20 protein-coding genes are annotated in these 26347 nt (G+C 52.2%); 14 read left to right on the top strand and 6 right to left on the bottom strand.

The window, feature by feature from the left end:
• Positions 1-51 precede the first annotated feature (51 nt).
• Both HG66A1_RS26235 and HG66A1_RS26230 read right to left on the bottom strand, forming a co-directional pair.
• Positions 52-1104 (bottom strand): agmatine/peptidylarginine deiminase, encoded by a 1053-nt coding sequence (locus HG66A1_RS26235; protein WP_145191246.1) that lies wholly within the window; start codon positions 1102-1104, stop codon positions 52-54.
• Entirely contained in the window at positions 1101-1997 is an 897-nt protein-coding gene (locus tag HG66A1_RS26230) for a carbon-nitrogen hydrolase (RefSeq protein ID WP_145191242.1), read from the bottom strand. The genes HG66A1_RS26235 and HG66A1_RS26230 overlap by 4 nt, the downstream gene beginning before the upstream one ends.
• A gap of 315 nt (positions 1998-2312) precedes the next feature.
• Here HG66A1_RS26230 and HG66A1_RS26225 point away from each other — a divergent pair, with 315 nt between their 5' ends.
• From HG66A1_RS26225 to HG66A1_RS26210, 4 genes are all read left to right on the top strand, one after another.
• Positions 2313-3992, top strand: coding sequence for an NAD-dependent malic enzyme (locus HG66A1_RS26225; RefSeq protein WP_145191239.1), 1680 nt, complete (start codon positions 2313-2315; stop codon positions 3990-3992).
• 46 nt (positions 3993-4038) lie between these two features.
• Positions 4039-5733 carry an alpha-keto acid decarboxylase family protein gene (locus HG66A1_RS26220; RefSeq protein ID WP_145191236.1) on the top strand — a complete coding sequence of 565 codons (1695 nt, stop codon included), beginning with the start codon at positions 4039-4041 and terminating at the stop codon, positions 5731-5733.
• A 69-nt stretch (positions 5734-5802) separates the two neighbouring features.
• Positions 5803-6213, top strand: coding sequence for an acyl-CoA thioester hydrolase YciA (gene yciA / locus HG66A1_RS26215; RefSeq protein WP_145191233.1), 411 nt, complete (start codon positions 5803-5805; stop codon positions 6211-6213).
• Positions 6214-6324: 111 nt separating this feature from the next.
• Positions 6325-7836: an FAD/NAD(P)-binding protein gene (locus HG66A1_RS26210; RefSeq protein WP_197996818.1), complete on the top strand. Its 1512-nt coding sequence runs from the start codon at positions 6325-6327 to the stop codon at positions 7834-7836.
• Positions 7837-7872: 36 nt separating this feature from the next.
• Here the strand turns inward: HG66A1_RS26210 and HG66A1_RS26205 are convergent, their stop codons facing one another.
• Together HG66A1_RS26205 and HG66A1_RS26200 are read right to left on the bottom strand one after the other, a co-directional pair.
• Positions 7873-8781, bottom strand: coding sequence for a class I SAM-dependent methyltransferase family protein (locus HG66A1_RS26205; protein WP_145191231.1), 909 nt, complete (start codon positions 8779-8781; stop codon positions 7873-7875).
• 40 nt (positions 8782-8821) lie between these two features.
• Positions 8822-9787: a TauD/TfdA family dioxygenase gene (locus HG66A1_RS26200; RefSeq protein WP_197996817.1), complete on the bottom strand. Its 966-nt coding sequence runs from the start codon at positions 9785-9787 to the stop codon at positions 8822-8824.
• A 469-nt stretch (positions 9788-10256) separates the two neighbouring features.
• Here HG66A1_RS26200 and HG66A1_RS26195 point away from each other — a divergent pair, with 469 nt between their 5' ends.
• The 5 genes from HG66A1_RS26195 (at position 10257) to HG66A1_RS26175 (ending at position 15000) form a co-directional block, all read left to right on the top strand.
• Positions 10257-11753 carry a class I adenylate-forming enzyme family protein gene (locus HG66A1_RS26195; RefSeq protein ID WP_197996816.1) on the top strand — a complete coding sequence of 499 codons (1497 nt, stop codon included), beginning with the start codon at positions 10257-10259 and terminating at the stop codon, positions 11751-11753.
• A gap of 37 nt (positions 11754-11790) precedes the next feature.
• Positions 11791-12045: an acyl carrier protein gene (locus HG66A1_RS26190; RefSeq protein ID WP_145191221.1), complete on the top strand. Its 255-nt coding sequence runs from the start codon at positions 11791-11793 to the stop codon at positions 12043-12045.
• A gap of 56 nt (positions 12046-12101) precedes the next feature.
• Positions 12102-13001 carry a 2-oxo acid dehydrogenase subunit E2 gene (locus tag HG66A1_RS26185; RefSeq protein ID WP_197996815.1) on the top strand — a complete coding sequence of 300 codons (900 nt, stop codon included), beginning with the start codon at positions 12102-12104 and terminating at the stop codon, positions 12999-13001.
• A gap of 83 nt (positions 13002-13084) precedes the next feature.
• A complete protein-coding gene (locus HG66A1_RS26180; protein WP_145191215.1) occupies positions 13085-14416 on the top strand; it encodes a bifunctional lysylphosphatidylglycerol flippase/synthetase MprF in 1332 nt (443 codons plus the stop codon).
• A gap of 206 nt (positions 14417-14622) precedes the next feature.
• Entirely contained in the window at positions 14623-15000 is a 378-nt protein-coding gene (locus HG66A1_RS26175; RefSeq protein WP_145191212.1) for a hypothetical protein, read from the top strand.
• A 16-nt stretch (positions 15001-15016) separates the two neighbouring features.
• Here HG66A1_RS26175 and HG66A1_RS26170 read toward each other — a convergent pair whose 3' ends face one another.
• The gene (locus HG66A1_RS26170; protein WP_145191209.1) at positions 15017-15463 is read right to left on the bottom strand and encodes an SRPBCC family protein; all 447 of its coding nucleotides are present in this window, start codon (positions 15461-15463) and stop codon (positions 15017-15019) included.
• Positions 15464-15786: 323 nt separating this feature from the next.
• On the opposite strand from HG66A1_RS26170, the gene HG66A1_RS26165 reads away from it, so the two are divergent.
• The 3 genes from HG66A1_RS26165 to HG66A1_RS26155 all read left to right on the top strand — a co-directional run bounded on the left by HG66A1_RS26165 (position 15787) and on the right by HG66A1_RS26155 (position 18939).
• The gene (locus tag HG66A1_RS26165; protein ID WP_145191206.1) at positions 15787-16740 is read left to right on the top strand and encodes a DNA-methyltransferase; all 954 of its coding nucleotides are present in this window, start codon (positions 15787-15789) and stop codon (positions 16738-16740) included.
• Positions 16741-16901: 161 nt separating this feature from the next.
• A complete protein-coding gene (locus HG66A1_RS26160; protein ID WP_197996814.1) occupies positions 16902-18341 on the top strand; it encodes a hypothetical protein in 1440 nt (479 codons plus the stop codon).
• Between the two features lie 88 nt (positions 18342-18429).
• Positions 18430-18939, top strand: a complete 510-nt coding sequence (locus tag HG66A1_RS26155) for a hypothetical protein (protein WP_145191203.1) — start codon at positions 18430-18432, stop codon at positions 18937-18939.
• Here HG66A1_RS26155 and HG66A1_RS26150 read toward each other — a convergent pair.
• Positions 18924-20462 carry a M20/M25/M40 family metallo-hydrolase gene (locus HG66A1_RS26150; RefSeq protein WP_197996812.1) on the bottom strand — a complete coding sequence of 513 codons (1539 nt, stop codon included), beginning with the start codon at positions 20460-20462 and terminating at the stop codon, positions 18924-18926. The genes HG66A1_RS26155 and HG66A1_RS26150 overlap by 16 nt on opposite strands.
• A gap of 370 nt (positions 20463-20832) precedes the next feature.
• Between HG66A1_RS26150 and HG66A1_RS26145 the strand changes: the two genes are divergently transcribed.
• Both HG66A1_RS26145 and HG66A1_RS26140 read left to right on the top strand, forming a co-directional pair.
• Positions 20833-24186 (top strand): spermidine synthase, encoded by a 3354-nt coding sequence (locus HG66A1_RS26145; protein ID WP_145191197.1) that lies wholly within the window; start codon positions 20833-20835, stop codon positions 24184-24186.
• A gap of 262 nt (positions 24187-24448) precedes the next feature.
• Positions 24449-26326, top strand: coding sequence for a hypothetical protein (locus HG66A1_RS26140; protein WP_145191194.1), 1878 nt, complete (start codon positions 24449-24451; stop codon positions 26324-26326).
• Positions 26327-26347: the final 21 nt, after the last annotated feature.

The following is a 26347-nucleotide window of genomic DNA, read 5'->3' as shown; positions in this document are numbered from 1 at the left end:
TGTCGAACTGCAGACTCAATCGAATCCTGCGAGGTCAGGCAGGATTTGAGATTATTTCGCTGCAGCCGCAATCTCGTGGCTCAGACAATGGAGAGTGCCCAGGCCCCAGACCAGATCGACCGCATGAATGCCAATCACCTGGCGATCCGGATAAAGCTCGCTCAGAATCCCCAGGGCCTGCGCGTCGTTTGGATCGTTAAACGTTGGCATCAGCACACAGCCGTTGGTGACCAGAAAATTCACGTAGCTGGCGGGGAGGCGTAAATCCTCAAAGTCGAGACGACCCGGCATGGGCATTTCTACCACTTTGAGCTTGCTGCCATCTTCGAGGCGCGCACTCTTTAAACGCTCCAGATTCTGTGCCAGACGACGATGATTGACATCCTTTTTGTTCGGCTCCACGCAGGCGACAACGGTCGTCGGATTCACAAATCGGCAGATGTCATCCACGTGTCCGTGCGTGTCGTCTCCTTGAATACCGTCCCCGAGCCAGATGACATTTGAAACACCCAGATATTCTGCAAAGACGGCAGAGTAGTCTTCTTTTGAGAAGCCGGGATTACGCACCTGGGTTTTCTGGTCGAGCAGACATTCCTCGGTTGTGATCAGGGTGCCCCGTCCGTTGACTTCGATTGCTCCCCCCTCCAGAACCACGGGACGCCCCTCATAGGTGACCTCCCTCAAGGGAAGTTTTAATGATTGCGCGACTGCAGAGGGAATGTGCCAGTCCAGGCGATGATTGGGATACTTGGCCCAGCCGTTAAAGCGAAACTGCAGTGCCTCGCGTTTGCCGTCACTTCGCTGCACGACAATTGGTCCCGAATCTCGCATCCAGCTGCGGTTCGTATTCTGCAGGATAAATTTGACCTGCTTCGTGTTCGCGTGTGCCTGCTGCAGCATCGAATGGACTTTCTGCTGCAGCGACTCATTTTTTACAACCAGCAGCACGCGCTCATACTCGGCCACTTTGCGGATGATTTCGATGAACGCCCATTGGATGACTTCGTACTTCCCCGGCCAGTCATTGCCATTATGCGGAAAGCAGAGTAGCGTGGCCTGGTGTGGTTCCCATTCGGCGGGCAGTCTGCGGGTGATCTCGCTCATGGAGTGGCATCGTCATGATAGAGTTTCAGAATATTACCATATGCGTCAATCCGGCGGTCACGCAGGAAGGGCCAGTTCTGGCGAACTTCGGCGGTCTGATCCAGATCGACTTCCGCAATCAGAATTTCTTCCTGGTCCTCTGATGCCTGGACGATAATTTCTCCCTGGGGCCCACAGATAAATGAGGAGCCCCAGAATTCGAGGCCCGCCTGTTCCGGTTCCGGCTGTTCGAAGCCAACGCGGTTGACTGCAGCCACAAACGTCCCGTTGGCGATCGCGTGACTCCGCTGAATTGTCATCCAGGAATCGTGCTGCTTGGGACCGTATTCTTCTTTTTCGTGGGGATGCCAGCCGATGGCGGTTGGATAGATCAGCACGTTCGCCCCAGAGAGTGCCGTGATCCGGGCCCCTTCGGGGAACCACTGGTCCCAGCAGATGAGTGTCCCGATTTTGCCGAAGCGGGTGGGGATCGCTTTGAAACCGAGGTCGCCGGGCGTGAAATAGAATTTTTCGTAGAAGCAGGGATCGTCGGGAATGTGCATCTTGCGATACAGACCAGCTTCACTGCCGTCGGCGTCGATAACGTAGGCGCTGTTGTGATAAAGCCCTTCGGTCCGTTTCTCAAAGAAAGGTACAACAATCACGACACCCAGTTCTTTGGCCAGGTTACTGAAGGCCATGAAGGAAGGACCATACAGGGGCTCGGCGAACTTGAAGTACTCCGTGGTTTCCTTCTGACAGAAATAGAATGAGCTGTAAAGTTCCGGCAGACAGATGACCTGTCCCCCTTCTTCAGCGGCGGTACGGACCCAGTCCAGACATTTCGTCAGGTTTTCATCCGGAGTGCCATTCAGTGAGACCTGCACCAGTGCAAGTTGGAAGCGACGGACCATAAGACAAACTTATCCAGGAAATGAAAAGCAGAAAACTTAAAATCCGGTCAATCGGAACCGGGCCATGTGGATATTTACGATATCTGTTTCCGAGTTGCAAGGAGTGGATGCTAAACTTAGAACGTTTGCCGGCAATTCGCAGGGTGATGATTACTCTGCGCGAGGGTTTCAGGAATCCGGGCAGTTTCCTGAGAGTAACATCGACAGATTGGCTCTGTTTCCAGTATTCTATGCCTGTCGCCGACGAATGCCAGAGGCGGCACGCCCGTTTCTCCTCATCCACTCGCGATCCTTCTTTTTAGGGCAATTCTTACTATGAATTCAGGACGGTCAACCGAAGAATTTTCGATACAGAAACGGGGACATCTGCTGATTGAGGATCCCCTCCTGAATAAGGGGACCGCCTTCAGCGACCAAGAACGCAGTCAGTTCGGTCTGGTGGGCCTCCTGCCACCCCATATCGACACGCTTGAGGAACAGGTTGAACGCTCCTATGAAGCCTTTTGCGATTTTCAGAACGATATCGACAAACATATTTTCCTGAGACAGCTGCAGGACGAGAACGAGACCCTGTACTACCGGCTGCTGCTGGAGCATATCTCCGAGATGATGCCCATCGTTTATACACCGGTGGTGGGTCTGGCGTGTGAACGGTTCAGCCACATTTATCGTCGTCCCCGCGGAATTTTCATTTCTTATCCCGAACGTGATCAAATGGACGAGATCCTGGAAAATATCGAACGGGATATCGAAGTCATCGTGGTGACCGACGGGGAACGCATCCTGGGACTGGGCGACCAGGGGGCCGGCGGGATGGGAATTCCCATCGGTAAACTCTCGCTTTATACCCTCTGTGGCGGGATTGATCCGGCCAAGACACTCCCGATTCTCCTCGATCTGGGGACGAACAACGAAGAACGCCTCGATGACCCCCGCTATGTCGGCTGGCGGGAACACCGCATCAAGGGGGCGGAATACGATGCCTTTATCGATCAGTTCGTCCAGGCCGTCAAGAAACGGTTTCCGGACGTACTCCTGCAGTGGGAAGATTTCGCTTCAGTCGATGCGGAGCGAATTCTGGATAAATATCGGGATGACCTGTGTACCTTTAACGATGACATCCAGGGAACCGCCGCGGTCACAACGGGAACAATTCTGGCAGCGATTGAAGCAGCCGGCGGAAAACTCACCGACCAGAACATCGTGATGCTGGGGGCCGGCTCTGCAGGAGTGGGCATCTGTCTGCAGTTGAAACAGGCCATGCTTCAGTCCGGCTTGAGTGAGGATGAAGCAAAGGCCCGGTTTTATGTGATCGACCGAGATGGACTCCTGCATTCCGGTAGAAGCGATCTGGATGAATTGCATCAGCGACTCGCGCAGTCACCAGAGAACCTCCAGGGCTGGGACTGCGATGTGAGTGGTGCGATCTCTTTCGCGGATGTCGTCCGCAATGCAAAACCAGGCGTCCTGGTCGGCGCCACGGGACAGACGGGCGCATTTACCGAAGAGATTATCCGGGAAATGGCCAGCCACGAAGAACATCCCGTCATCTTTCCGCTTTCGAATCCAACCTCACGGGCAGAAGCCACACCCGAAGACCTGTTGAAATGGACGGACGGCAAAGCCGTCATCGCCACCGGCAGCCCCTTCGATCCAGTGGAATATAATGGTGTGACCCATGTAATCGCCCAGTGTAATAACAGTTACATCTTCCCTGCGATGGGACTGGGGATTCGGGCTTCCCGGGCGCGACGGGTTACCGATTCCATGTTCATGGCGGCAGCGTTTGCCTTAAAAGAGGCCTCTCCGGCCCTCAAGGATCCGACGGCTTCGCTACTCCCTTCTCTGACGATTATCCGCGACGTGGGCCGGTCCATTGCCCGGGCTGTCGCGCAGGCAGCCATTGATGCGGAAGTCGCAGATTCCCTGACCGCAGAGGAAATCGATCAGCGGATCGAAGAAACCATGTGGAAACCCGAATACAAGTCTCTCTAATTCGACTGATCGTCTCGCCAGCATTTTTTGTCTGTAAGGAATACTCATGACTGACCATTGTACCACCACCGTCGGTTCTTATCTGGCTGACCGTCTCGAAGAAATCGGCTTGAAGCATTACTTCGCCGTCCCGGGAGACTACAACCTGGTTCTGCTGGACCGGATCCTGGAGAATAAGAATCTGGAGATGATCTCCTGCTGTAATGAATTGAATGCCGGCTATGCTGCAGACGGATATGCCCGGGCCACCGGTGGAGCCAGTGCCGTGTTCGTAACTTACAGTGTCGGTGGTCTGAGCCTGCTCAATGCTGTTGCCGGAGCGTATGCGGAAGACCTGCCTGTCATCGCTGTTTCCGGCGGCCCGAATACGAATTCTGAAGCCGAATTCGAAATGTTGCATCACACACTGGGGAAACTGGACTATGATTACCAGCGAGATATCTTTTCCAAAGTGACAGCGGAAGCGGTCACGATCCGCGATCCCCATGAAGCTCCAACGAAAATCGACCATGCGATTCAGACCGCCCTGCGGTTTCGTAAGCCGGTCTACATTGAAATCGCCTGCAACATTGCGGATGCAATCACCTCCAAACCAAATGTTCGCTCCTTTGGAGGTCCCACTGCCAGCGACCCTGTATCGCTCAAAGCAGCCGTCGATCATGTGGCGAATCTGCTCAACAACGCAGCCAAGCCCGTTCTGGTCTCGGGGGTCAAGCTCCGTTCCTTTGGAGCCGAGGAAAATTTTCACAAGCTGGCTGATGCCTCAGGCTACGCGATTGCCAGTATGCCCAATGCCAAGGGCTTTTTTGACGAACAGCATCCGAATTACATGGGCATTTACTGGGGGCCTGTCGGATCGCCTGGCTGTGGCGAAATCGTCGATTCTTCAGATCTCTGCCTGTTCGCCGGCCCGACTTTCACCGATTACACGACAACGGGACACGCCGCACTGGTAGACCCGAGTAAGGTGATTCAGGCTCGCCCCAACAGCGTAGTCTGCCCGAATCAGACTTTTAGTAATGTGAAACTGTCCGAGTTCCTTGAGCAACTGGCTCCCCGCATCACAGCCAACGATGCTTCCATGGTCGCTTATAAACGAATTCAGGAAGATCCGCCTGCACTATCTGCTGGTGCCCCCGAGACGCCTCTCTCGACCCGACAGCTGGTTTCGCGTGTCCAACAGATGCTGACCGCAGATTCAGCCGTCATTGCAGAAACGGGAGATTCCTGGTTCAACGGTATGCAGCTCAATCTGCCGACCGGATCCCGATTTGAAATCCAGATGCAATACGGTTCCATCGGCTGGTCTGTGGGAGCGCTGCTGGGATACTGTATCGGGGCGCCGGAACGACGGCCCATTGCATTGATCGGCGATGGCTCGTTCCAGCTGACCGCACAGGAAATTTCAACCATCATCCGGTACAACCTGAATCCGATCATCTTCCTGATCAATAATGGCGGTTACACCATCGAAGTCGAAATTCACGACGGACCGTATAACAATATCAAGAACTGGAACTACGCTGATCTGGTTCATGTTTTCAATGCTGCGGACGGCAATGGCTGGAGTGGTAAAGCGGCGACCGAAGGTGAACTGGATGAGGCGATCAAAACGGCAAAGTCGCATAATGGTCCTGCTTTTATTGAAGTTCTGATCGATCGCGATGACTGTAGTAAAAATCTGCTGGTCTGGGGCAGTCATGTAGCCAAGAATAATGGTCGTCCTCCACGCGTGAACTGAGCTGATACGTATTCGTTGTATCAGGGAGACGCGTCCATCACCGACAACAGAGAAACAGGAACGACAACCATGGAAGAGTTCTGTGACCTGCCGGAAGGAAAACTGATACTGCGTACGCTGGCCATGCCGGCGGATACGAATGCCAACGGAGACATCTTCGGAGGCTGGATCATGTCGCAGATGGATATTGCCGGAGGGATTCTCTCAAAAGAGGTAGCCGGCACCCGCACCGTCACGATCGCAGTAGAGTCGATGAAATTCATTCGCCCGGTCAAGGTGGGAGATGTTGTCTGCTGTTTTGGCCAGATTGATCGGATCGGGACAACATCGATTACCCTGTCGCTGGAGGTCTGGGTCCAGCCAGTGTTGCGACACGAAGCGTCCGACTGCCCCCGTTTCAAAGTGACCGAAGCCGCCTTTACCTACGTAGCCATTGATGCTCAGGGAAACAAAACGCCCATTGTTCAGCAGGACTGCTGATGGAGACCGGGCCGTTTATGGGCCGTTGTCTGTTGCTGGTAATACGATCTGGGTACAATTCAGAAGACTCCCTGAGTCAGATCGCAGTCATTCCATCAGCAAACATTCTGAGTGACACACTCACAGCCGGAACCCTTCTACTCCGGTCGACGCGGTGTGCGAAAGGACCGGACTCTCATGAAGACAGTGGCGATTATTGGAGGCGGATTCAGCGGGACCATGGCAGCGGTGAATCTGGCACGATTGAGTGACGGTCCGCTCTGCATTCAACTGATCAACGACCGCTATCCACTGGGACGTGGCGTCGCTTATGGCACGAAACGGGAAGAACATCTGTTGAATGTCGCCGCTCGCAACATGTCTGCTGTTCCCGACCATGCCAATCACTTTCTGGACTGGTTACGCACTCGCGTGGATTACAGCGACCTGCCCGATCCGCAACTGCGTGAGACTTATGTCCCCCGACGGATCTATGGCGATTATCTGCGAAGTATCCTCGCGAATTACATGCAGCCGATTGACTCACATCATCCGGCGGAAATCCGCGTCGTCGAAAATGAAGCCGTCGATATAGATTACAGTTTTGACGGGAGTGCAGAAATCACACTCCGTGATGGCTCAACGCTGGAAGCAGATCGCGTGCTGCTGGCGACAGGGAATCAGCCTCCCACTTCACTGGCCGGGGAAGATTTTACGCATCCCGCCTATTGCGCAGACCCCTGGGGGAACTGGATGGAAAAGATTCCGGATCCCGATCAGGACATCATTGTGCTCGGCACCGGATTGTCGATGATCGACGTCTTTCTCACGCTCAGCGAACTGGGCTGGGAAGGGAATATGATCGCAGTGTCGCATAACGGCATGATTCCGCAGGCTCATTTCCGCGGCATTGAATATCCCGACTTCCTGCCAGAAGAGCCGGAGAGCCTGGGCCTCGAAAACCTGGTCCAGTTACTGGAAAAACATTGTCGACAGCTGCAGCGGATTGGTGAGAACCCTGGCATCGTCGTCGATCGACTGCGGCCCCACACGCAGCGGATCTGGCAGCAGTTTGACCTCGAAGAAAAACAGGAATTTCTCAAACGTTACGCTGCCCGCTGGAATGTGATCAGACATCGGATTGCGCAGCCTATTCATCAACGGGTGACGGAAGCGATTACCGAAGGACGCCTCAAAGTGGTACGGGGCAGAATCACGGGAGTCACGTCTCAGAATGATCAGGTCGTGGTGGATGTTCAGAACAAAACCGGTTTAACCCAGTCACTTGAGGGGGGACTGGTCATTAATTGCACCGGACCCAATTGTGGATTTTCCGGCACCAGTGTGCCGCTGTTCCAGAATCTGCTCAAACGGGGACTCATCCGCCCAGACGAACTGGATATGGGCATCGATGTCGGTGCCGATTTCGCGGTGATTGATGCGGAAGGAAATCCCTCTGAGTTCCTGTTCGCTGTTGGACCGTTGATGAAGGGGACTCTCTGGGAGACCACAGCAGTTCCGGAACTGCGTGGTCAGGCGATGCGTGTCGCGCAGTTGCTGTTGGATGATGTCGCTCTGGTCACGCCAGGACACGATTACCGGATGTCCGTCGAGGAGGAACACGTCATCGAATATTACATTTGAGACGTTAGCGTAAGCCGTAAATAACAATCTTAAATCTTACTCTACCATCGGCTTCACTGCGGTCACAATCGGATAGATTCCCATCGGTTCGGTTACCTGGTCGATGACGCGAAATCCGACGGTTTCCAGCATCTGTCTTACATCATCGCCGGAGCGTCTGATGTGCTGTAGATTGAAGATCCGTTTGAGAGAGGGAGCACCATGCCAGGGATCCAGAATCCCATGTGTGACCAGGTTTCCCCCCGGGACCATGATTGTATGCAGGGCGGACAACAGTTCGTGTAACTGCTGGTCATTCAAGTATTCGATGAGACCGATCAGTTTGACGATATTCGGTTTGACATCGGGTAATACCGTCTGAATCTCGCGCGCGTCCCCCTGCAGGAAGCTGATACAGTCTGAAATTCCGAGTTGTTCTGCCAGTTGTTGTCCGTATTCAAAGGCATCATCGTCCAGGTCGATCAGGTGGGCGTGGACTTCGTCTGCGCTTAACTGCAATCGAGAAATCGCGGTCTGCACATGACGACCCGGGCCAGCACCGACGCCCATGAGAATGACGGGACCGTCCGACTGACAAGCCTGAATCAGATCGATCAGGATTTGGGTTACCGTCTGCAATCGATTCCGTGAAGCTCTGGAAATGGGGTTATCCAGGATCGCCTGTCGATCCAGCAGGTCGACCGGTGCATCTTTCCGGTACAGGATTTCCATAGCCCTCCAGCCACCAGGACGGCGAAAGGTCTCCGCGAGTAACTCGCTCTGACTCGACTGTAGTAATCTTTTGAGCCAACTGGCAGGGATCAGATAATTTTTGTAAGGATTGATCAGCCAGTTCCCGATTCGCTGTCCCCGGGTCATCCTTTCCAGCGACTGCTGAAGATCCTGGGGAAGCCAGATCGCAGCAGAATCTGTGTCTGACTCAGGTGCTGCCGTTGTATGTGCCATACCGTCCTGCCTTAGTGGTTAGACATTTAAAACTCTAAATTTATCCCATTGCAACGAGAATCTTCCGTGGTCCTGCATAAGGCATCCGGCCATGGGCGACACTGAAATTATCCAGGGCCAGCACATCGCCCTGCTGCCACGGGAAGATAACGGCCGTCTCCCACAGGGTCTTTCGGACTCCAGCGAGATCCTCATCGGTAATGGGGGAACCATCTCCGTAATACGCGTGGGTTGGCAGGTTTTCTTCTCCAAACCGCTGTAGCAGCTGAGCGCGGTTTCGTTCATTCACATTGGTGATATGCCAGAGATCCGCCTGGTTAAACCAGAGCATTTCTCCTGTAACTGGATGGGCCAGCGTGCCGGGGCGGATGGACCAGGTACGCAGGTTTCCATCGGCCGTCCATTCAAATTCGATGTCGTTGTCTTTGAGGTATGCTTCGACCTGATCCCGATCATTGGTTTCGAAATAATCCATCCAGGACTTGCCGATCCCCCGCTCCTGCCCATGCATGTTCTTAACATAGCGGACTCCCCGTTCTTCGAACTTCGCCAGAATCTCGGCTGACATCTCACGGTAGAGCTTTCGGCAGTCGACGATTGGCGTTTCTCCGCCGGTCTCCGCAGCAAGATGACAGTGGAATACTATTCGCGGCGGGGGCGACTTGGTATAGGAAAGCTCGTTGTGCAGCGTGATGCGAAACTGGGCAGGAAATTCGGTGGAAGTATATACGTTCCCGGTCACTTTTGTGCGGGGAGACTGCCCTTCGACGTACGGCTTTAACTCTGGAATCAGCGCCTGGGCCACGTCCTGAAATTCATCAATTTCCTGAATGGTGAATCCACGCAGCAACACGCCTCCCTGCTCAAGCAGAGTCTGATCCAGCCAGTTCCGTTCCCGTGAGATGTATTCAATCAGGTCACTCAGGGAGGCAGACCCCTGATCGGCCGGTTCAATGAGCAGGGGCAGGGTTTGTGGCTTTTCCAGATTCGAAGTCTTCACTTGCATGGGACTTACTCGGAAATAGAGAAAGTTTGAATGGCACATAAAGGTCAGCCGGAGATTGTTGCTGGAGAAAAGGCCACAATCAGTGGTATCGGCTATTTACTGAACGGGTGGATGATAGTTCTGAATAGATTAGGTGTAAATCCCTTTATATCCCCTGTGATGTTCGTTCTGGTTGGGCAGATGGGTGGAATAGGGTGTTTGGTCTGGTCGTCCTGATAAAAACGGGGGTATGTATACCGATTCAGCGGTGCAAACGATCATGGAACGCCGATAAGGATGAGGGAAATTACCCTCCGATCTACTACGGTCAGAGGGACTCTCTCTGAAGAGAGCAATTTACACTTTGAGACCGTATCGTATGCACTTCCCCATAGACTTTCTCTCCAGCCTCAGGCTGGTCGAGCATCCGCTTGCAGCTTCTCCCATAACCCTTTTGGAGGAGGTGACCTCTGAAAGTACGGGAGCAGGGTTGGTCGATCGACTACTGGAAATCACAGCTCTGCATAGTGAGCAACCCGCGATTTCCACATCTGAGCGGACCTTGAGTTATGGTGAGCTGATTTTGCTGGTCAGACAAATTTCCGAACAGCTGTCTGAGGTCGCCGGTTTTGAATCTGGAAGCCGTGTTGTACTGCTGGTTCCCAATTCCGTGGAGTATATCGCTGCTTTCTATGCAGTCTTGTTCGCTGGCGGTGTCGTTGTGCCTGTTCCAGCGAATACGGAGAGCGGCGCGCTAAAGAATATTCTGGATTCAACGCAGGCGATTTGTACGATTACAACCACCCCGGTTTTAAGGCGTCACCCGGATCTGGAAGAATATACTGTAAAGGGCATGGATTCAGAGGAATCTGTGACCGGAACAGTTCCAGTAAATACACTCCAGCCGGTTGCACGCTCTGCGATGAGCCTGGCTGCGATTTTCTTTACATCCGGTTCCAGTGGGATGCCCAAGGGGGTCATGCTGAGTCATGGGAACTTGATCTCTAACGCACAATCGATCCAGGATTACCTTCAGTTGCAGGCAGACGAACGGCCTTTATGCATCCTGCCTTTCCATCATGCGTTTGGAAACTCTGTACTGCAGTCTCACATTCTACAGGGGGCGCACCTGATTCTGGACGGGAATACCATTTTTCCTGAAAGCATTCTGGAAGCAATGATCCGCCATGAATGCACCAGTCTCTCAGCCGTCCCCGACCTGTTTCGGATTCTGCTGGAACGAACTTCGTTTAAGCAGACGCAGTTTCCACATCTGCGTTATATGTCTGTTGCGGGAGGTGCCCTGCCTCATACACAGGCTGTAGAAATCAGTGATGTCATCCATCCGGCCCGTTTCTTTGTCATGTACGGCCAGACGGAAGCTACAGCTCGCTTGGCCTACGTACCACCGGAGCAACTCGTCGGTGTAAGTGACGGAACCATCGGTCAGGCAATACCTGGAGTAACGCTGCAGATAGTTGATGGAAGTGGACAACTTGTGACTGCAGGAACGGTTGGCGAGCTGCGGGCGCGTGGCCCCAACATCATGCAGTGCTACTGGAGAGATGCGGAAGAGACCCGCAAACGGATACACAACGGCTGGCTCTATACGGGAGATCTGGCCACTTTCGATCAGTCAGGCAGAATCGTCATCAAGGGTCGACGAAATTCACTGGTCAAAATATCCGGTTATCGCGTGCATCCGGCAGATCTGGAGCAATTCGCGTTGCGAACTTTTCCCCTGTCGCAGGCGGTGGCGGTCCCCTTTGAAGCAAAAAATACAGGTACGCGGCTGGCATTGTACATCGAAACCACTCCAGAAGATGCGGGACTCACGGAAGCAGAAATGCTGAGTGTCTGTCGTAGCCAGCTGCCACGCCAACTCGTACCGGACCGGATCCGGATCTTACAGAAAATACCATTAAATCACGCCATGAAAGTCGATCGGGTCAAGCTGTCAGAACTGGCAGCAGTCGGCGATCTGTAATCTTAACTTTCGTCTGCAACTGCAAAGGACACGACTAATGAGTGCATCGATTCAGGAACAACTGGTTGAATTTCTCAGCTCCATCACAGGACAGACAATTACTGACAGCACCGAACTGATTGATTCCGGTCTGCTGGATTCCCTGACGATGATGGACCTGCTGGTCTTCGTCGAATCTGATTTTGAAGTACGACTCGATTTTCAGGATATCAGACCAGATTTATTTAAAAATCCCGCCACGATTTCTCAGCTGATTTCAGAGCGACAGGCAGAGCAGAAAAAAGCTGCCTGAAACTACTCTGGACAGGACGTCAGAGTATTACAAATCCAATAGACAGGATGTCTGATATGTATTGGGCGACAAAGAGTAAACCGGTGCCACTCTCCGAGATTGGCTGGATCAATACCACCTATCTCGCGAGTACATCGCTCCGTTGCGATCCGATGCTCGTCTGGGGAACCACGGTCGATACCGAAGAGTTGGAATCCTTTCTGGAAGAGCAGCGCAGCCGCAACCGCACGTTGCTCACTCCCGCGCATGTTCTGGTCCGTGCCGTGGCTGAAAGCCTGCGACAGCATCCAGAAGTCAACCGCCGGGTGATTGGGAAAAAAGTTTATCAGTACGAGGGCGTGAATATCGTCATGCCGATGCTGCAGACCAGCACGGGCGAAGTCGATTGTGTCTTCATGCGGAAAGCCGAAGATTATTCACTCGACGAGATCGCGGGTTTCTTCTGGGAATCTGCCCGAGAAAAATCGATGCAGGTGGCCCGTGATAAAAAACGCGTCAAAGAGGGATCGACGTTTAAAAACGCATTGATCAACCTGGGTCACTGGCTCCGGCTTTCCTGGATTCTACACACATCAAAAGTTGGATTCACGGCCGGCAACTGGCTTCGGGCTCCCACCATCTGGCCCTGGCAGCAGGGACTGAATCATGCCGGGGCATTCGTCAATTATCTGGGATTCTCCGGTGCACCGCCGTTGATTGCCCATAAACCCGCGTCGCTCCCGCTGAATGCATACTGTATCGCCGTCACCATGGGAGCGACTGAAAAACGCCCTGTCGTTGTGGATGACAAAGTCGTCGTGCGTAAACAGGCTTCCCTGTTTGTGCGGCTGGACCATCGTATGGTCAACGGAAATCAGTCTGCAGCGTTCATCAATACGCTGCGCGGCTTTCTGATGCACCCGCAGAGCCTGGTTCAGCAGTCTGAGGATGCAGAAGTTCAGAAACGGGCTGCCTGAGTTGAAGAAGAGATTCATTTTAAATCCTGCCTCCCACACGAGGAAGTTCCGTACCACGGTCCGTTAATTTTCGGAGCACACCAATGTCGTCAGCTGATTCTCATTCCAGACAGGGCCTGCAACTGCATCAGAGCGATCAGGGGCAGACACGCCAGGGCTTGCCCGTCGACCAGCTGACCAGTCAGAACGCAGACCGTTTTGAACAAGCTGGGACACAGTGGCGGATCGATCCCTCGCATCAGGCATTCGATCACGAACCGCTGGGCCTGCCTGAGGAGCACACAGAAACAGAACTGCGCGATTTTATTTTTGAGCATGGCAGATATTTTGATTCCTATCTGGCTTCCGAACCGGATCGTGATCTGTTCTGGTCTCAGGGGAAACGGGGATTGATCTCCTACAAACGCTGGTACCGGCATATCATCATCGGCGGAGGCCTGATTGCTCCCGAACCCCATAAGCCTCAACTGGTACGCGAATTTCTGGAGTATGCAAAACAGAACCGACTATCAATTGCTTTTCACAACATCGGAGAAGCAGATCTTCCCCTGTTCCAGGAAATGCAGTTTCAGGTGACCAAGTGGGGCGAAGACCCGATGATCGATCTGGATACCTGCACCTGGCAGGGAAAAGACTATGAATGGGTCCGCCGACAGACCAATTATTGCCTCCGGCAGGGGATGACCGCCTGCGAAGTTCGTCCAGATCAACTGCATCCGGTGCACTGGTCCGATATCATCTCCGAGGTCATTGAAGTCGCCGACGAATCGTTGACGCGTAAACCTCAAAAAAAAGCGATGCGATTTTTTGAGGGACGAATTGACAATCATGCACTCGGGCGACGGCGCCTGTTCGTTGCCCGATACCAGGGACGGATCGAAGGCTTTGTGATCTGTAATCCCATTTTGAATGGGACCGGTTGGGCGACAGAACTCTATCGGCATCGCCTGGATTCGGTTAAAGGCACCATGGCCTTCCTGATTCATTTCGTATTACAGCAGCTGAAACAGGAAGGTGTTGCGCAGGCCGGGCTCTGTCTGGATCTGGGGCGTGACTGTCACCGCCTGCCCGGGGACAGTGCGCTGGTGAGGCACGGCTTGCGATTTGCAGAAAATTATCTGACCAGTATTTTTGATTTTACCGGCTTGCGACATTTTAAGAGCCGCTTTCGACCGCGCTATGAAAAGCGGTTTGCCTGCGTTTATCCCAAGGTCACCATCGGTTCGATTCTGGCCTTCGTCAGTACTACCGGCGTCCTCGATCTGCACTACGGACGCTATTCCCGCATCCTCTACAATCAGCACTGCAAACGAAGGCTCCGCCGAAATCTGTCGACTGGTAATTCGACGCAGTCTGAAAGCGCTGCTTCGCTAAAAACGAATTCTAAACCTTACTCTTTGCGGAAGAGTGCCTGATTCCCGCGAAACACGAATATGACCGTTTCGCAACCTGTATCCTGTCAGTAGTTTAGCGTAGTTGGGGACGCAAATATCTGAGAGATTGATATCAGGTTCCAGAAAAAAGGGACCAAAAATGTCGCTGCTGTCAGCGCTTTGACGAGTTTCAGTCAGAGAGATGATTTTTCTCACTCGAAATTCGATTCAGGCAGGAGCAGGCGACGATGTCACGATTCATGCTGATTGCAGTGCTGGGGATGTTCTGCCTTTCCCAGGTCCGGGCTGGGGAGACACGGACCTGGGAAGGGAAATGGAATAACCGCAAGTACAATACGACGGGCCCCTTGAAATGTGTCGCTACGTCTGACGAGAAGGGGAGCTGGAAAGCCACCTTTACCGGGCTGTTTAAAGGGGATCCTTTCAAATATGAGGCGACCTTTCAGTTTAAATCCACAGGCAGTCAATACAACCTGTCAGGCAAGGCGACCATTCGCGGGCATCAGTACCAGTGGATTGGTTTGATGAAAGGAGCAACGCTCAGCGGAAAGTATAAGTCGAATATCGGCTACTACGGTGAATTCGTTCTCAAAGAGAACAAGTAAATCACCCTCCTTACAGTTAGTCTTCCGCAGTAATATGCTCTTTGATCCGTTGCAGGTTTGTCAGACCGGTCGGCTTACCGATTTTCATAATCAGCTTGACGAGCAACCAGCCCCAGAAGGGGATTTCTCTCTCGAAAATAATGCGTTCGACAATTTGAGTGGCACGTCCACCGGGTCTGATTTCATAGACCACGGTCATGTGTTCGGGGTCTCGTTTTTCCGACTCCGTCTGGATGACAATATTGCAGGTGATCTTTAACGGGTCATCATCTTCCGGGACCATACCGGCAAATTCCAGTGTTTTACCTTTGAACTCCATCTCACCGAAACAACGATTCCCCTCCACGGTGACCGATTTGATCTTATCGTTGATCTTGGGCCAGTTCTCAAGATTGCTGAGCCATTCATGAATGACCTGCGGAGAAGCATTCAGTTTTGTCTTTTCGGACAGCTCTAGTTTCATTTGTGGAGACATCCTGTCAGCTGGTGTGTGTTATTGAAGATTGCTAAGTATGTTTCGAATGGATTTTGACTGCAAGACTGAGTTGTTCGCTCCTCGTTATAGAGACTGATAATAGAATCGAGTGACAGTTCCAGGATCTACCACAGCAGGGGGATTCAACTCTTTCCCGAAAATACAAATTTGTATATTCTGGTTCCAGATCTTTTATCTGATGCATCAAATAAAAGACTATGATGATATGCGAATGGAACTCAAAGCGGACAATAAGCTGCAATAATGACCTTTCGCTTCCTGACACAAAACCCGGCGAAAGAAAGAGTCAGATGAAAAACAATCCTCTGCCGCGCCTGGACGAAGATTTGGTTTTGAGAGAACAACTGTTACCATTCTGCCGATTGAAGCCGGGAGAAGTCTGGGAGGATCCCACCGGTCGACATCGAGTGGCCTGCGCAGATGCCACCAATTCGGAACAGATCAGCAGGCTGATCGGCGAGGATCGTCCTGTCCTGGCGATTCAGGACCCGCCCTATAACCTGGTCGCCTTCGATCTGCGTAATATCGATACGTTTATTGAGTGGTGTGCCGACTGGGTGCGCATGTCGGCCCGCTTTCTGAGTTCGGATGCTTCCTTTTATGTCTGGCTGGGAGCGGACCAGAATCAGCATTTTCAACCATTGCCCCAGTTCATGATGATGATGCAGCAGACCGGGCTGTTCGAATCACGGTCCTTTGTCACCATGAGGAATCAGCGTGGTTATGGCACGCAGAAAAACTGGATGGCCGTGCGTCAGGAACTGCTATATTACACGCGAGGTAATCCATTTTTTGAAGTACAATACACGGATATCCCGAAGATCCTGCGCGGGTACTATAAAAACATCAACGGAAAAAAGACGGAGAACCTCGAACGGGGCCGTTCCGAGAACATCAGGCCCGGGAATGTCTGGGTCGATATTCAGCAGGTCTTCTATCGCATGGAAGAAAATGTTTCAGGATGTTATGCCCAGAAGCCGATCAAATCGGTCGAACGAATTCTGCAGGCCAGTTCTCAACAGGATGACTTTGTACTCGATCTGTTTGCTCATTCCGGTACTACGCTCATAGCCTGTGAGCAACTGGGCCGCCGCTGCCTGACCGCTGACCTGGATCCCATTTTCTGTGAGATCAGTATTCGTCGCCTGGAACACTTTCGTGCGACAGGGAAATCCGGTTGGCAGAACGGGCACCCCTTTGAAGACATTCCCGATCTGAATCCGCAGACTGTTTCAGAGGGTTAAGCTCTTGTTGCCGGTTTTGCAGAACGCAAAGCAGCGCTGACGATCCCCGCTGTTTTCATCCAGCGATGCAGATTGTTGTATTGGTGGTTCCTCATTCTTATAATCGTAGGAGCAGCTTACGTACACAACAATGCAGACCATCATCCCGAGGAGCAGACCAGATGACGTATAAATTCAGCCGACTTGAGTCAAGGGGAGGAATCTGGGGTGCCAGTTTCTGTCTGTTCCTGTTCGTATTCAGTACCACCACAACTTTTGCGGCTGATAAGGTTCTGAAGGCAGGGGCAGCGACCAGCAATATTACGCCTCCTCTGGGAGAATACATCGTCGGTGGATTCAAACCGTTTCCGGCCGAAAACGTACACGATGAACTGCACGCCCGCTGTCTGGTACTGGATAACGGTGAAACTAAAATCGCCTTCGTGATCTGTGACAATCTGGGGATCACTGTTGATGTATTTCAGGCGGCCCGGGATTACATCAAAGCAGAAACCGATTTGCCACCCGAGAATATTCTGATGGCGGCTACTCACACGCATTCCGCGACCCGCGCCAGCAGTTCCAAATATCACGACTTCCTGGCACGAAGAATAGCTGACTGTGTCCGCTGTGCGATGGAGAATCGGGAACCGGCACGCATCGGCTGGGGCGGCGTAGATGAACCTTCTGAAGTTTTTAACCGTCGCTGGTATACGACAAATCCTGATTTCTGTAAGAATCCATTCGGTGGGGTCGACAAAGTGCGGATGAATCCACCGCGGGGCAATGCCGCTCTGGTAAAACCCGCAGGGCCCATCGATCCGGAAATCTCATTCATCAGTGTGCAGTCGCTGGATGGTCGGCCACTGGCGCTCCTGGCGAATTACTCTCTGCATTATGTGGGAGGCGTCAATAAAGGAGAAATCTCTGCAGACTACTTCGGTATCTTTTCCGAAAAAATTGGCCCCCTGCTCGGTGCGAAGCCGGAAGATCCTCCGTTTGTGGGAATGCTGTCGAACGGCACCAGTGGTGACATCAATAACATCAATTTCCAGAAGCCCGGCAAGCGGATGGCTGCGTACGAAAAGATGAACCAGGTGGCAGAACTGGTCGCCAGACGTGTGGCCGACGCCTGTCAGCAGGTAAAGTATCAGACCTGGGTTCCTCTCGGAGCAGCCAATGCAGAACTGACATTAAAGGTCCGTAAACCTGATGCCGCGATGCAGGCTTATTTCAAAAAAGTGATGGCTCAACCGGAGGGTGCGGAACAGCATCATCGTTACGAGCGGAATTATGCAGAGCGAGTTCAGCGACTGCTGGAAGGTCCTGATGAAATTACTGTAATACTACAGGCATTGAGAATTGGTGATCTGACTGTGGCTGCAATTCCCTTTGAAACCTTCTGTGAAATCGGTCTGGAACTGAAAGAAAAAGCCCCATTTGAAGATGCCTTCACGATTGAACTGGCAAACGGTTACAACGGTTATCTGCCCACACCTGAGCAGCATAAACTGGGAGGGTATGAAACCTGGATGGGAACCAACCGGGTCCAGTTAGATGCTTCAGATAAAATTGTGGAGGTGATTCTGGACCTGATGCGAAAACTGAAATCTCAACCCTGATGTTTCTATGCTCATCATACAGCTGAATTCCGTATCAGAGGTGTGGTTCGGTATTATGCGATTTTCTCTCACCCACTGACAGGACCGAATGATGCGCAAGCAACCAAAGCGAATGATGTATGCCGGGGGAGGCGTTTTAATTCTGGGGATCATTCTGGGCCAGTTTATCGGCTTGAGTCCCGGCATTAATTCCGGACCGGGGGAGGGAGAAGAGAAGGCTGAACCACAGGCGGAAGAGAGTTCGCCCTCCGTAATGGCCTCGACGGAGTCAGATATGATCCCGGTTTTAATCCAACCGGAACCACGAGAACAGAAAACCCTGGCAGAGCTCCCTTTGCAGGTCCTCGATATTTTGATCGATGATCGCAGTTACAAGGTCAAAGCCGACTCACAGCCTCGCGAAAAATATCAGCCCGCTGATATTCAAACCATTCTCACGCTGGCGGGGCGTGCTACCGGGGACGAGGATGGTGTCAAAGTTCGCGTCTATCGTACAGGCTCTGCACGCGTGGTACCGGAAAAAACGCTCAAAGAGGAACTGACAAAATCCGGCCTCAATGCACACCAGGTCGAATGGAAATCTCATCTCATTGATTGAACTTCAAAGTGCTGTAGTCGTCCCTCGCGTTCGACCTGAAGTTTCAAGGGCAGAGGCAGATCTTTTACGAGTTCGCGAAATTCATCACTGCTCTCAAATGAGCGTCCGCTGATCTCATAAATCCGGTCGTTGATTTTTAGACCGGCCAGATCTGCAGGCGATGATTTGATAATGTTCGAGATCACCATCACTTCGGGTTCGGTTTCATCAGTCTGCCACTGAATTCCCAGTTTGAGCTGATTGCCTGAAAGTTCTACCGGGATTTCCAGTAGTTCATCTTCCTTTTTTCGTTTGATCTGCAGCTTGATCTTTTCAGGGGAACTCCGTACCAGCGCTGCAAATCCAGGCGCTTCTACAGGCGATCGTCCGTCGATTTTAATGATCTCATCCCCGACCTTCAGGCCAGCGGCATCCGCTGCTGAACTGGCCAGAACCTGAGTAATCATCAGATGCCCTTCCTCGTACTGGTCTGCATTCCAGGCGACACCCAGTCGGGGCGGATCCTGCGTCGTGATTCTTGTTTCCTGATCGATCCCAGCCAGAATATCCTGATCTGCAGCACGGTATTCCGGCTTTTTATCCTGCATGGCAAATTCAAATACCAGCTGGGTCAACAGCTGGGCACATTTCTGGGTACCTGCGTAATCGATTTTGAAGGCGTCATCTTCAGGACGATGATAGTCATCGTGTTTCCCGGTATGCAGCATCAGGAAGGGAATTCCCTTCTGATAGAAAGGCCAGTGGTCGCTGTCGGGGCGGATCGCACTGTCAAATTTGATTTTCAGATCCGTGTCACGATGATTGCATTTGACGGTGCAGGATCTCAAACCGATGGAAGAACGGGAGCCGAATAAAGTCAGCGGTTGTTTTTTGAGCCGCCCGACCATGTCCAGGTTGAAATAAATTTGGATCTGTTCGAGTGGAACACTCGGGTAATTCATCCAGTGTCGGGAGCCAAGCAATCCCATCTCTTCAGCATCCCAGAAGGCGAACAGGATAGAACGCCGGGGGAGCTCTTTATGCTCAGAGATGGCTTCAATGATTTCCAGCAGGGCTGCAGTTCCGCTGGCGTTGTCATCAGCGCCATTATGAATCTGACCGACCCCACCCCGACTGTTGGAGGGCTTGCCGTACCCCACATGATCGTAGTGAGCCCCGATGACAATGTATTCGTTTTTTAATTTTGGGTCATTACCCGGAATGACTCCCAGGATATTCCGAAATCCCCCATCGAACTCCTGAAAGTAGCCTTCTTCACCCATTCCGGGTTGGACACCATGCTTCTGTAAAAAATTGCGGATATAGGTTCCAGCAGCCTGGCCACCCTGGGTACCTGCTTCGCGTCCTTCGAGTGCGTCACTGGCCAGGAACTCGATATGAGATTTCAGCTCATCTGTCTGAATTGAACTGGACGCAGTTTTCGCTGTAACCAGATAACTGGTCTCGGCAGCATTCGACGCTGAGAAACCTGTGACCCAGGTCAGGCAGCAGAAAATCAAAGAATACGTGAACTGTGATGGCAACCATGGATCTTCTGGCTGGCTGCTCAGTCTGGAGACTGGGGGAGAGGCCATTGGGCGTTGGGTTTTCCGTTTCACACCGATGATTTCTATTCAAAGTGGAATGGGAGATTTTTGAATCTACCTATTTTTACTCAGTGACGTATCTTTGACTAGTGTAGTGTACAAGTGTGTTGTTGGCGGGCAAGTGGTAATGGGGTTACAACGACTGGTATTGCATATATTTACGCATTTTCGATAAAACACAGTCTTCGGTCCCTGCGATTCTATCGGCAGAAATTGCTGCTAAGGGACTCTTAAAGAATGACTTAGAGTATGAAACTTTAAGCCGTGATGCAATTCCGATTGATCAATAACGACAGGCAAGGAAGCCATGATACGTTCGTTTGCTCAAAATCTAGTCAAATTCACTCTCACTCTCGCTCAGACGCGATTAGGGTTCGCTTTCCTGTCCGGTTGGATTTGCGGCCTTTTTCTGCTTGCCTGTATTCAGCGGTTTCAGACCCTGGTTGGAGCACATCTGTCTGTCGTTACAGGCATCGGTCTGGCCACGGTCATGGGAATCTGGCTGGGATTACCCTCTTCCGCCTCAGATAAAGGGAATTGCGAGTCTGAAACGACGCGCTGGAAACAGAAGCGCTTTCGGACCGGCATCACGTTGGCTCTGTTTTCGATCTGGACACTTTGTTTTCCAATACTGCTCTGGCAGCTCAACCAGATCCTGCATCTGATCTCACTGGATCAGGTTTCTAACCCGGTCTTTTTAACGGGACTGATGACACTTTCTGCTATGGTGCTCCTGCTGCCTGTAGTTTTCTGGACTGCCCGCATCTGCTGGTTCTCAGTCAGAGCTTCACTCGAACAGCAGTCCGAAGGTAGTACCCCCCTGGTCTCCCCTGTTGCACGTTTTCTCACCGGCGTGACATTCGCATTGCTATCAGCTGTCTATTGCCTGGTTCCCGCGTTGGGCTGGAATCTCACACTAGGGACCGCAGTGGGTATCGTTCTGCTGATTGTGGTCAGTCCCTGGCTGCGCAAGCTGGCCACTCGATACTTGCCCGGTATGGTCAGCTGGCTGCAGACGATGACCACTGGCAGTCCGTTGAACGCCAAAAACGATTCCGAAAAAGGAAGTATGCAGTGGAAACATTCCCGATTGCTGATTGCCAGCGGCTTTCTGGTCAGCCTGGCGACCGGTTTTCTGACTGTCATCATTGAGCGTGTCGTCTTCCAGCTCTATCCGGACTCACTCTATTTGAAAGTGACTGCCTGGGCGGCGTTGCTCGCAGGCGTCAGTGCAGCCTGGTACTGGATTGAAGCACGCAGTGCAGCGCGGGGTTCACAACTCGCATCACGCTTGACCCTGGGAGCTGCATTGATCGGAGCAGCGGCGTTGGCACTGTTCCCATTCCTGGTGAACTGGATGCTGTATGCCAACGCTTACATCGAATTTGCATTTCTGCTGGCGGTGATACGAGGCGGGCTGCTGACGCTGTTCCTGGCACCTTTGGGCTTCTGCTGGGGTGGTTGGATGAAGCTGTCGATCACACGCCAGTCAGACAGCACTAACAACATTTCCGTCTATCGTCTGCCGGTCTGGCAACCTTTCTGTTTGCTGGCAGGATTGCTCTGCGGGTCCTGGTTGATTGGTACCGCACGTGTGGATCTTAAAATACTGTCTCTGGCGACTACGGGGGCTTTGTCCTGCTTGTCACTCTTGATCTGGGCTGTCCAGTTCCGCTTTCCCCGGTCACGCTGGCAGACAGCCGGCGTCAGTTGTGCTCTGGTCCTGCTGGTTGTCCTGACTTCCGGGTACAATAATTATGATCCGCATCGTTCCACGAAACTCCTGTTTTCCACGAATACATTCACCGGACTCCGTTACGGCTTAAAACCGGATCTGCTTCCCTACATGGATGAAGGTCGCTGTCTGTCAGAAGTAGAAGGACCCCACGGAACATATACTGTCTGGTCATATCATGAAAACCAGCTGCAAATCCGCCGCAGCGGGCTGCCTGTAGGAGTCACCACTACCGATGCAGGGCTGTGCCCCCATACAACAGGGGAACTGATGCCTTTTGTGATACCGGTAACGTTGCATGACCGCCCCGCCGATGTCTTGTTTCTGGGACTGGGATCGGGAGTGAGTCTTAACTCCAGCCTGGATTTTCCAGTGCAGCATATCACCTGTCTGGAACATGATCCGGGACTGATTCAGTTATATCAGGATGAAATTGCTACCCGTAATTCGATCTCGGCACTGGATTCTGACCGCGTCACTCTGGTGCAGTCCCCTGTCGCTCTGGCCATGGCCTCGCGTGCAAAAACGACTGCTGCTTATGACCTGATTATCAGTAATCCCGTGCAGTCTGTAGTCGCTCAATCTCAGTCAGAGTATACGGCTGATTTTTATCGAAATGTCTCCCGGCATCTGAAAGCAGGTGGCATGTTCTGCCAGCGCTTCCAGCATATTGATTTTGGCGCACAACCTCTGCGGGTAATCGCCCGCACATTTCTGTCGGAATTCAAACAGGTAATGGCCATTGAGATTGCGAATGGAGAAACCCTGTTCCTGGCGACCAATTCTGAAGAGGGCTTTGTTCGCCCCGGACTGCTGGATCGCCTCCAGGCACCTCAGGTCCGTCGCACGCTGGCACAGGTAGGTTGGGACTGGTCAGTTCTGTTGAACCTGGCCGCCTACTCCAATGAGTCTCTCCAGCAGATGGTGGCAGATCAGCCAACTTCGGTAAACAGTTCAGCGACAGGTCAATTTGCCTTCACGCTTCCCTATGAAATGATGCGCTGGGGACTGAAACGCGAAGAAGTTCAGCGGATGGTGGGCCGTGATCAACGGACCGAACGACTGATTAACTGGATGCATAATGAGCAGGACGACCCGATCGTGCTCCGCAGGCTGTCCGAAGTCACAGCGCAGAATAAACTGATGGTGCAATATCCGGATCAGTACTGGAAATATCGCAAGCCGGCTAAAGAACAGATCACTGACAACCCCCGTTCGCTGATCAGACAGGTTGCTGCTGAAGGGCTGAATGAGAATGATTTTATCCACAATGAAGATAAACGCCGGATGCTCTACTTCAAGGCTCTATCCGATGCGATGGCGAAACCTTCTCCCTCGGTAGAACTGATTACGCGCGTTACCCGTTTTACTTCGATCTATGACCCGATGATCAGTTACTTCATGCACGATGAGGTCGCTGAACTTTATAGAAAATCTGATGATGCTCCGCCGGAACTGGAGTTTGCTCATCGTCTGCACGCGATCAATTACGGCGCAGGCTCTGACCGTTCGATCAACTCGGTGGTCCGGGCGATTGAACTCGCTGCAGAGAAACCGGAACTCTTCGAGGAGACCGGACAGCAATGGGACCATCTGAATGGCTTGTTACAGCATTTGAAGACCCGCTGGGACAATCGTTCCCAGGCTCCACCAGTGACGTCGAAGCAGGCGTTGCATGATATCGAACTCAGCATGACCGCGATTGACCTGGCGTTTGAGGCCATGGAAGAGATCCGGGAAAATGCGGGGATTTCGGAACAGGAGTGGTCTTTGCGCAAGAAAGTCCTGGATCGGACCCTGGTTCGCCCTCTGGAGACTTATCATCAACGCGTCCTGCCACACCATTACAAGCAGGACAGGAAGAACCGGCAGGAACGCAAGAAGCTCCTGGATAATCTCAACCTGCCTCAAGTGCCGTCTCTGTAACACATTGGTGTGTTTCACAACTCAGACGCCCTTGCGATGCACGCTGATCTAAAATTCCGGATTCCCTGAATCTATTTGATTTTTTCAGGGGTATACAGGATGATAGCGCGACAGCAGGCCTGTCTCGCCCCGGCTTCTCTGGCACAGAATATGGCATAAAATCAGTGGCTGTGCCGGTCTCTAAATGCAATCAGATCTTGCGGGCGATGGGTCGGGCTTTTGAAGTAATCTGATGAAACTCACGTCTGTGAAAAGGGATCGTATGATTTTTCCATATTCTGCTCCGAACTTTACTCAACGACAATTCGGCTGGCGCTGCGTGTTTAGTCTGACCTTACTGATGGCCCTGTTCTGTTGCGGCTCATTACAGGCACAGGAGTCGGACCAGAAAAAAAAGGACGAGGAGCCAGAGAAAAAAAGTCAGTCTGTCGAAGCTCTGTTGCCCAAACCTGTCATCGTGGTGAATGTTGCCAGTGTGGAGCGGATCCTGCAGGATATCGACTTCATTTTTGAACTGGCAGAGCGACCTGAAATTGCTGAGATCGCTTCAGCCTCACTGGCAAATGTGAACGACCTGGAGGGCCTCGATCAGAATCGCAATCTGGGTTTCGAATTATACCTGAAAACAGGTCTGCTGCCTCAGCCGGTTTTTATCCCTTATTATCCCGTCTCGAAAATCAGTTCCTTCATTGAAACTTTTCAGAGTATTCTGCCCGGTTTCATGAATGCAGAAGAGCGTCTGCCCCGCGAGGAAGGCTTGTATGTAGTCGAAGCGGGCAACAGCGCCTTTTACTTTCGCATCGAAGATAAATATGCTCATCAGTTTCATCAGCGGGGAGAGGCGTCGCTCGATCTGGAAGTTTTTGAAACACATCAGTTCAAAGATCCAGCCCAACAATATCAGCAGCTGACGACTCAATTCGATGCGGCTGCACAACTTGATATGAGTTCAATTCCAGAACTGATGCGGACCACGTTTCTGGGCTTTTTCCGCACGGCAATCGAAACACAGTTACAACAGCGGGATGGTGAGTCCAATGCGGCTTACGAACTGCGGAGAATGTCGGGCAAGCAGAACCTGGAGAACATTGAATATTTTCTCAATGAAGCCCAGCAGCTGACACTCGGAGCCCATATCGATAAAGAACAGAAGCAGGGATTTGTCGATCTGTTGATCAAGGCCCGTCCCAACAGTGATCTGGCACGCAGCATGAAAAACCTGCCCGGCCAGGCCAGTTACTTCAGCGTCGTGACAGCCCGTGAAACATTACCGCTGGCGGCGTCTGTTTCCGTCATCATGCCCCGTCGCGATCGCAAAACCTATCTCAATTATTTGAATTATTTTGAAACACAGTTGAGTGAAAAACTGCTTACTGCTGATGAGCGGCTCCAGCAGACGAATTCCGTTCAGCAGTTCTTTGCCCCTGTCAAATCTCAGGTTAATAAAGGCCACATTGATGCCTTTGTGCAACTGGTTTCGACCCCATCCAAGAAATTTGCCTTGATCGGTGGCATTAAAGTGTCTCCGTCTTCAAACCTGCCGGCTGCTCTGCTCGATATGATCAATCGAGTCGAGAAGAATCCTGATAATAAGGCCCGCATTTTCACAAACGCAGAAACCGTTCAGGGAATTGGCCTGCATCAGTTACAACCTGATGTTAAAAATGCCGATGATCGACAGCGACGATTCCTCGGCGGTGTCCCCTCGTTATATGTGGGCGCCGATTCTGAAGTCATCTGGTTTGCGATGGGAACCGAGATCGCGGTTGCCGCTCTGAATGAAGCGATCGAGCGGATCCATGCTGCAACCCCCGAAGAACGCAAGGTTCAGCGGACGGCTCCGTTTCAGTTCGAGTTCCATATCAAGCCCTGGTTGCAGTTGTTCTCAGAAGCGGAGATCAACGATAGTGAAATCATGAAAATCCTGGACGGAATCTTCACTTCAGAAAATGATCTGGTGCTCATCACAACTCAACCGACTGAAACCGGAGTCCGCTCCCGTTTCCAGTTTGACGAGGGCTATCTGAAGCTGCTGGGAGTTTCCATCGGGAAACAGTTTGACCGGAATCAGGAACGGCGTGCGCGACGCAACAGAGAACGCGGACAAAAGCGAGACGCTTTACCCCAGCCCAAACCTTGAAGGTATCGAAGTGATATCCAA

The sequence above is a fragment of the Gimesia chilikensis genome, from assembly GCF_007744075.1.
GTDB lineage: Bacteria > Planctomycetota > Planctomycetia > Planctomycetales > Planctomycetaceae > Gimesia > Gimesia chilikensis_A.
The sequence above is the reverse complement of the archived record's forward strand: the minus strand, read 5'-3'. Positions and strand labels throughout refer to the sequence as shown.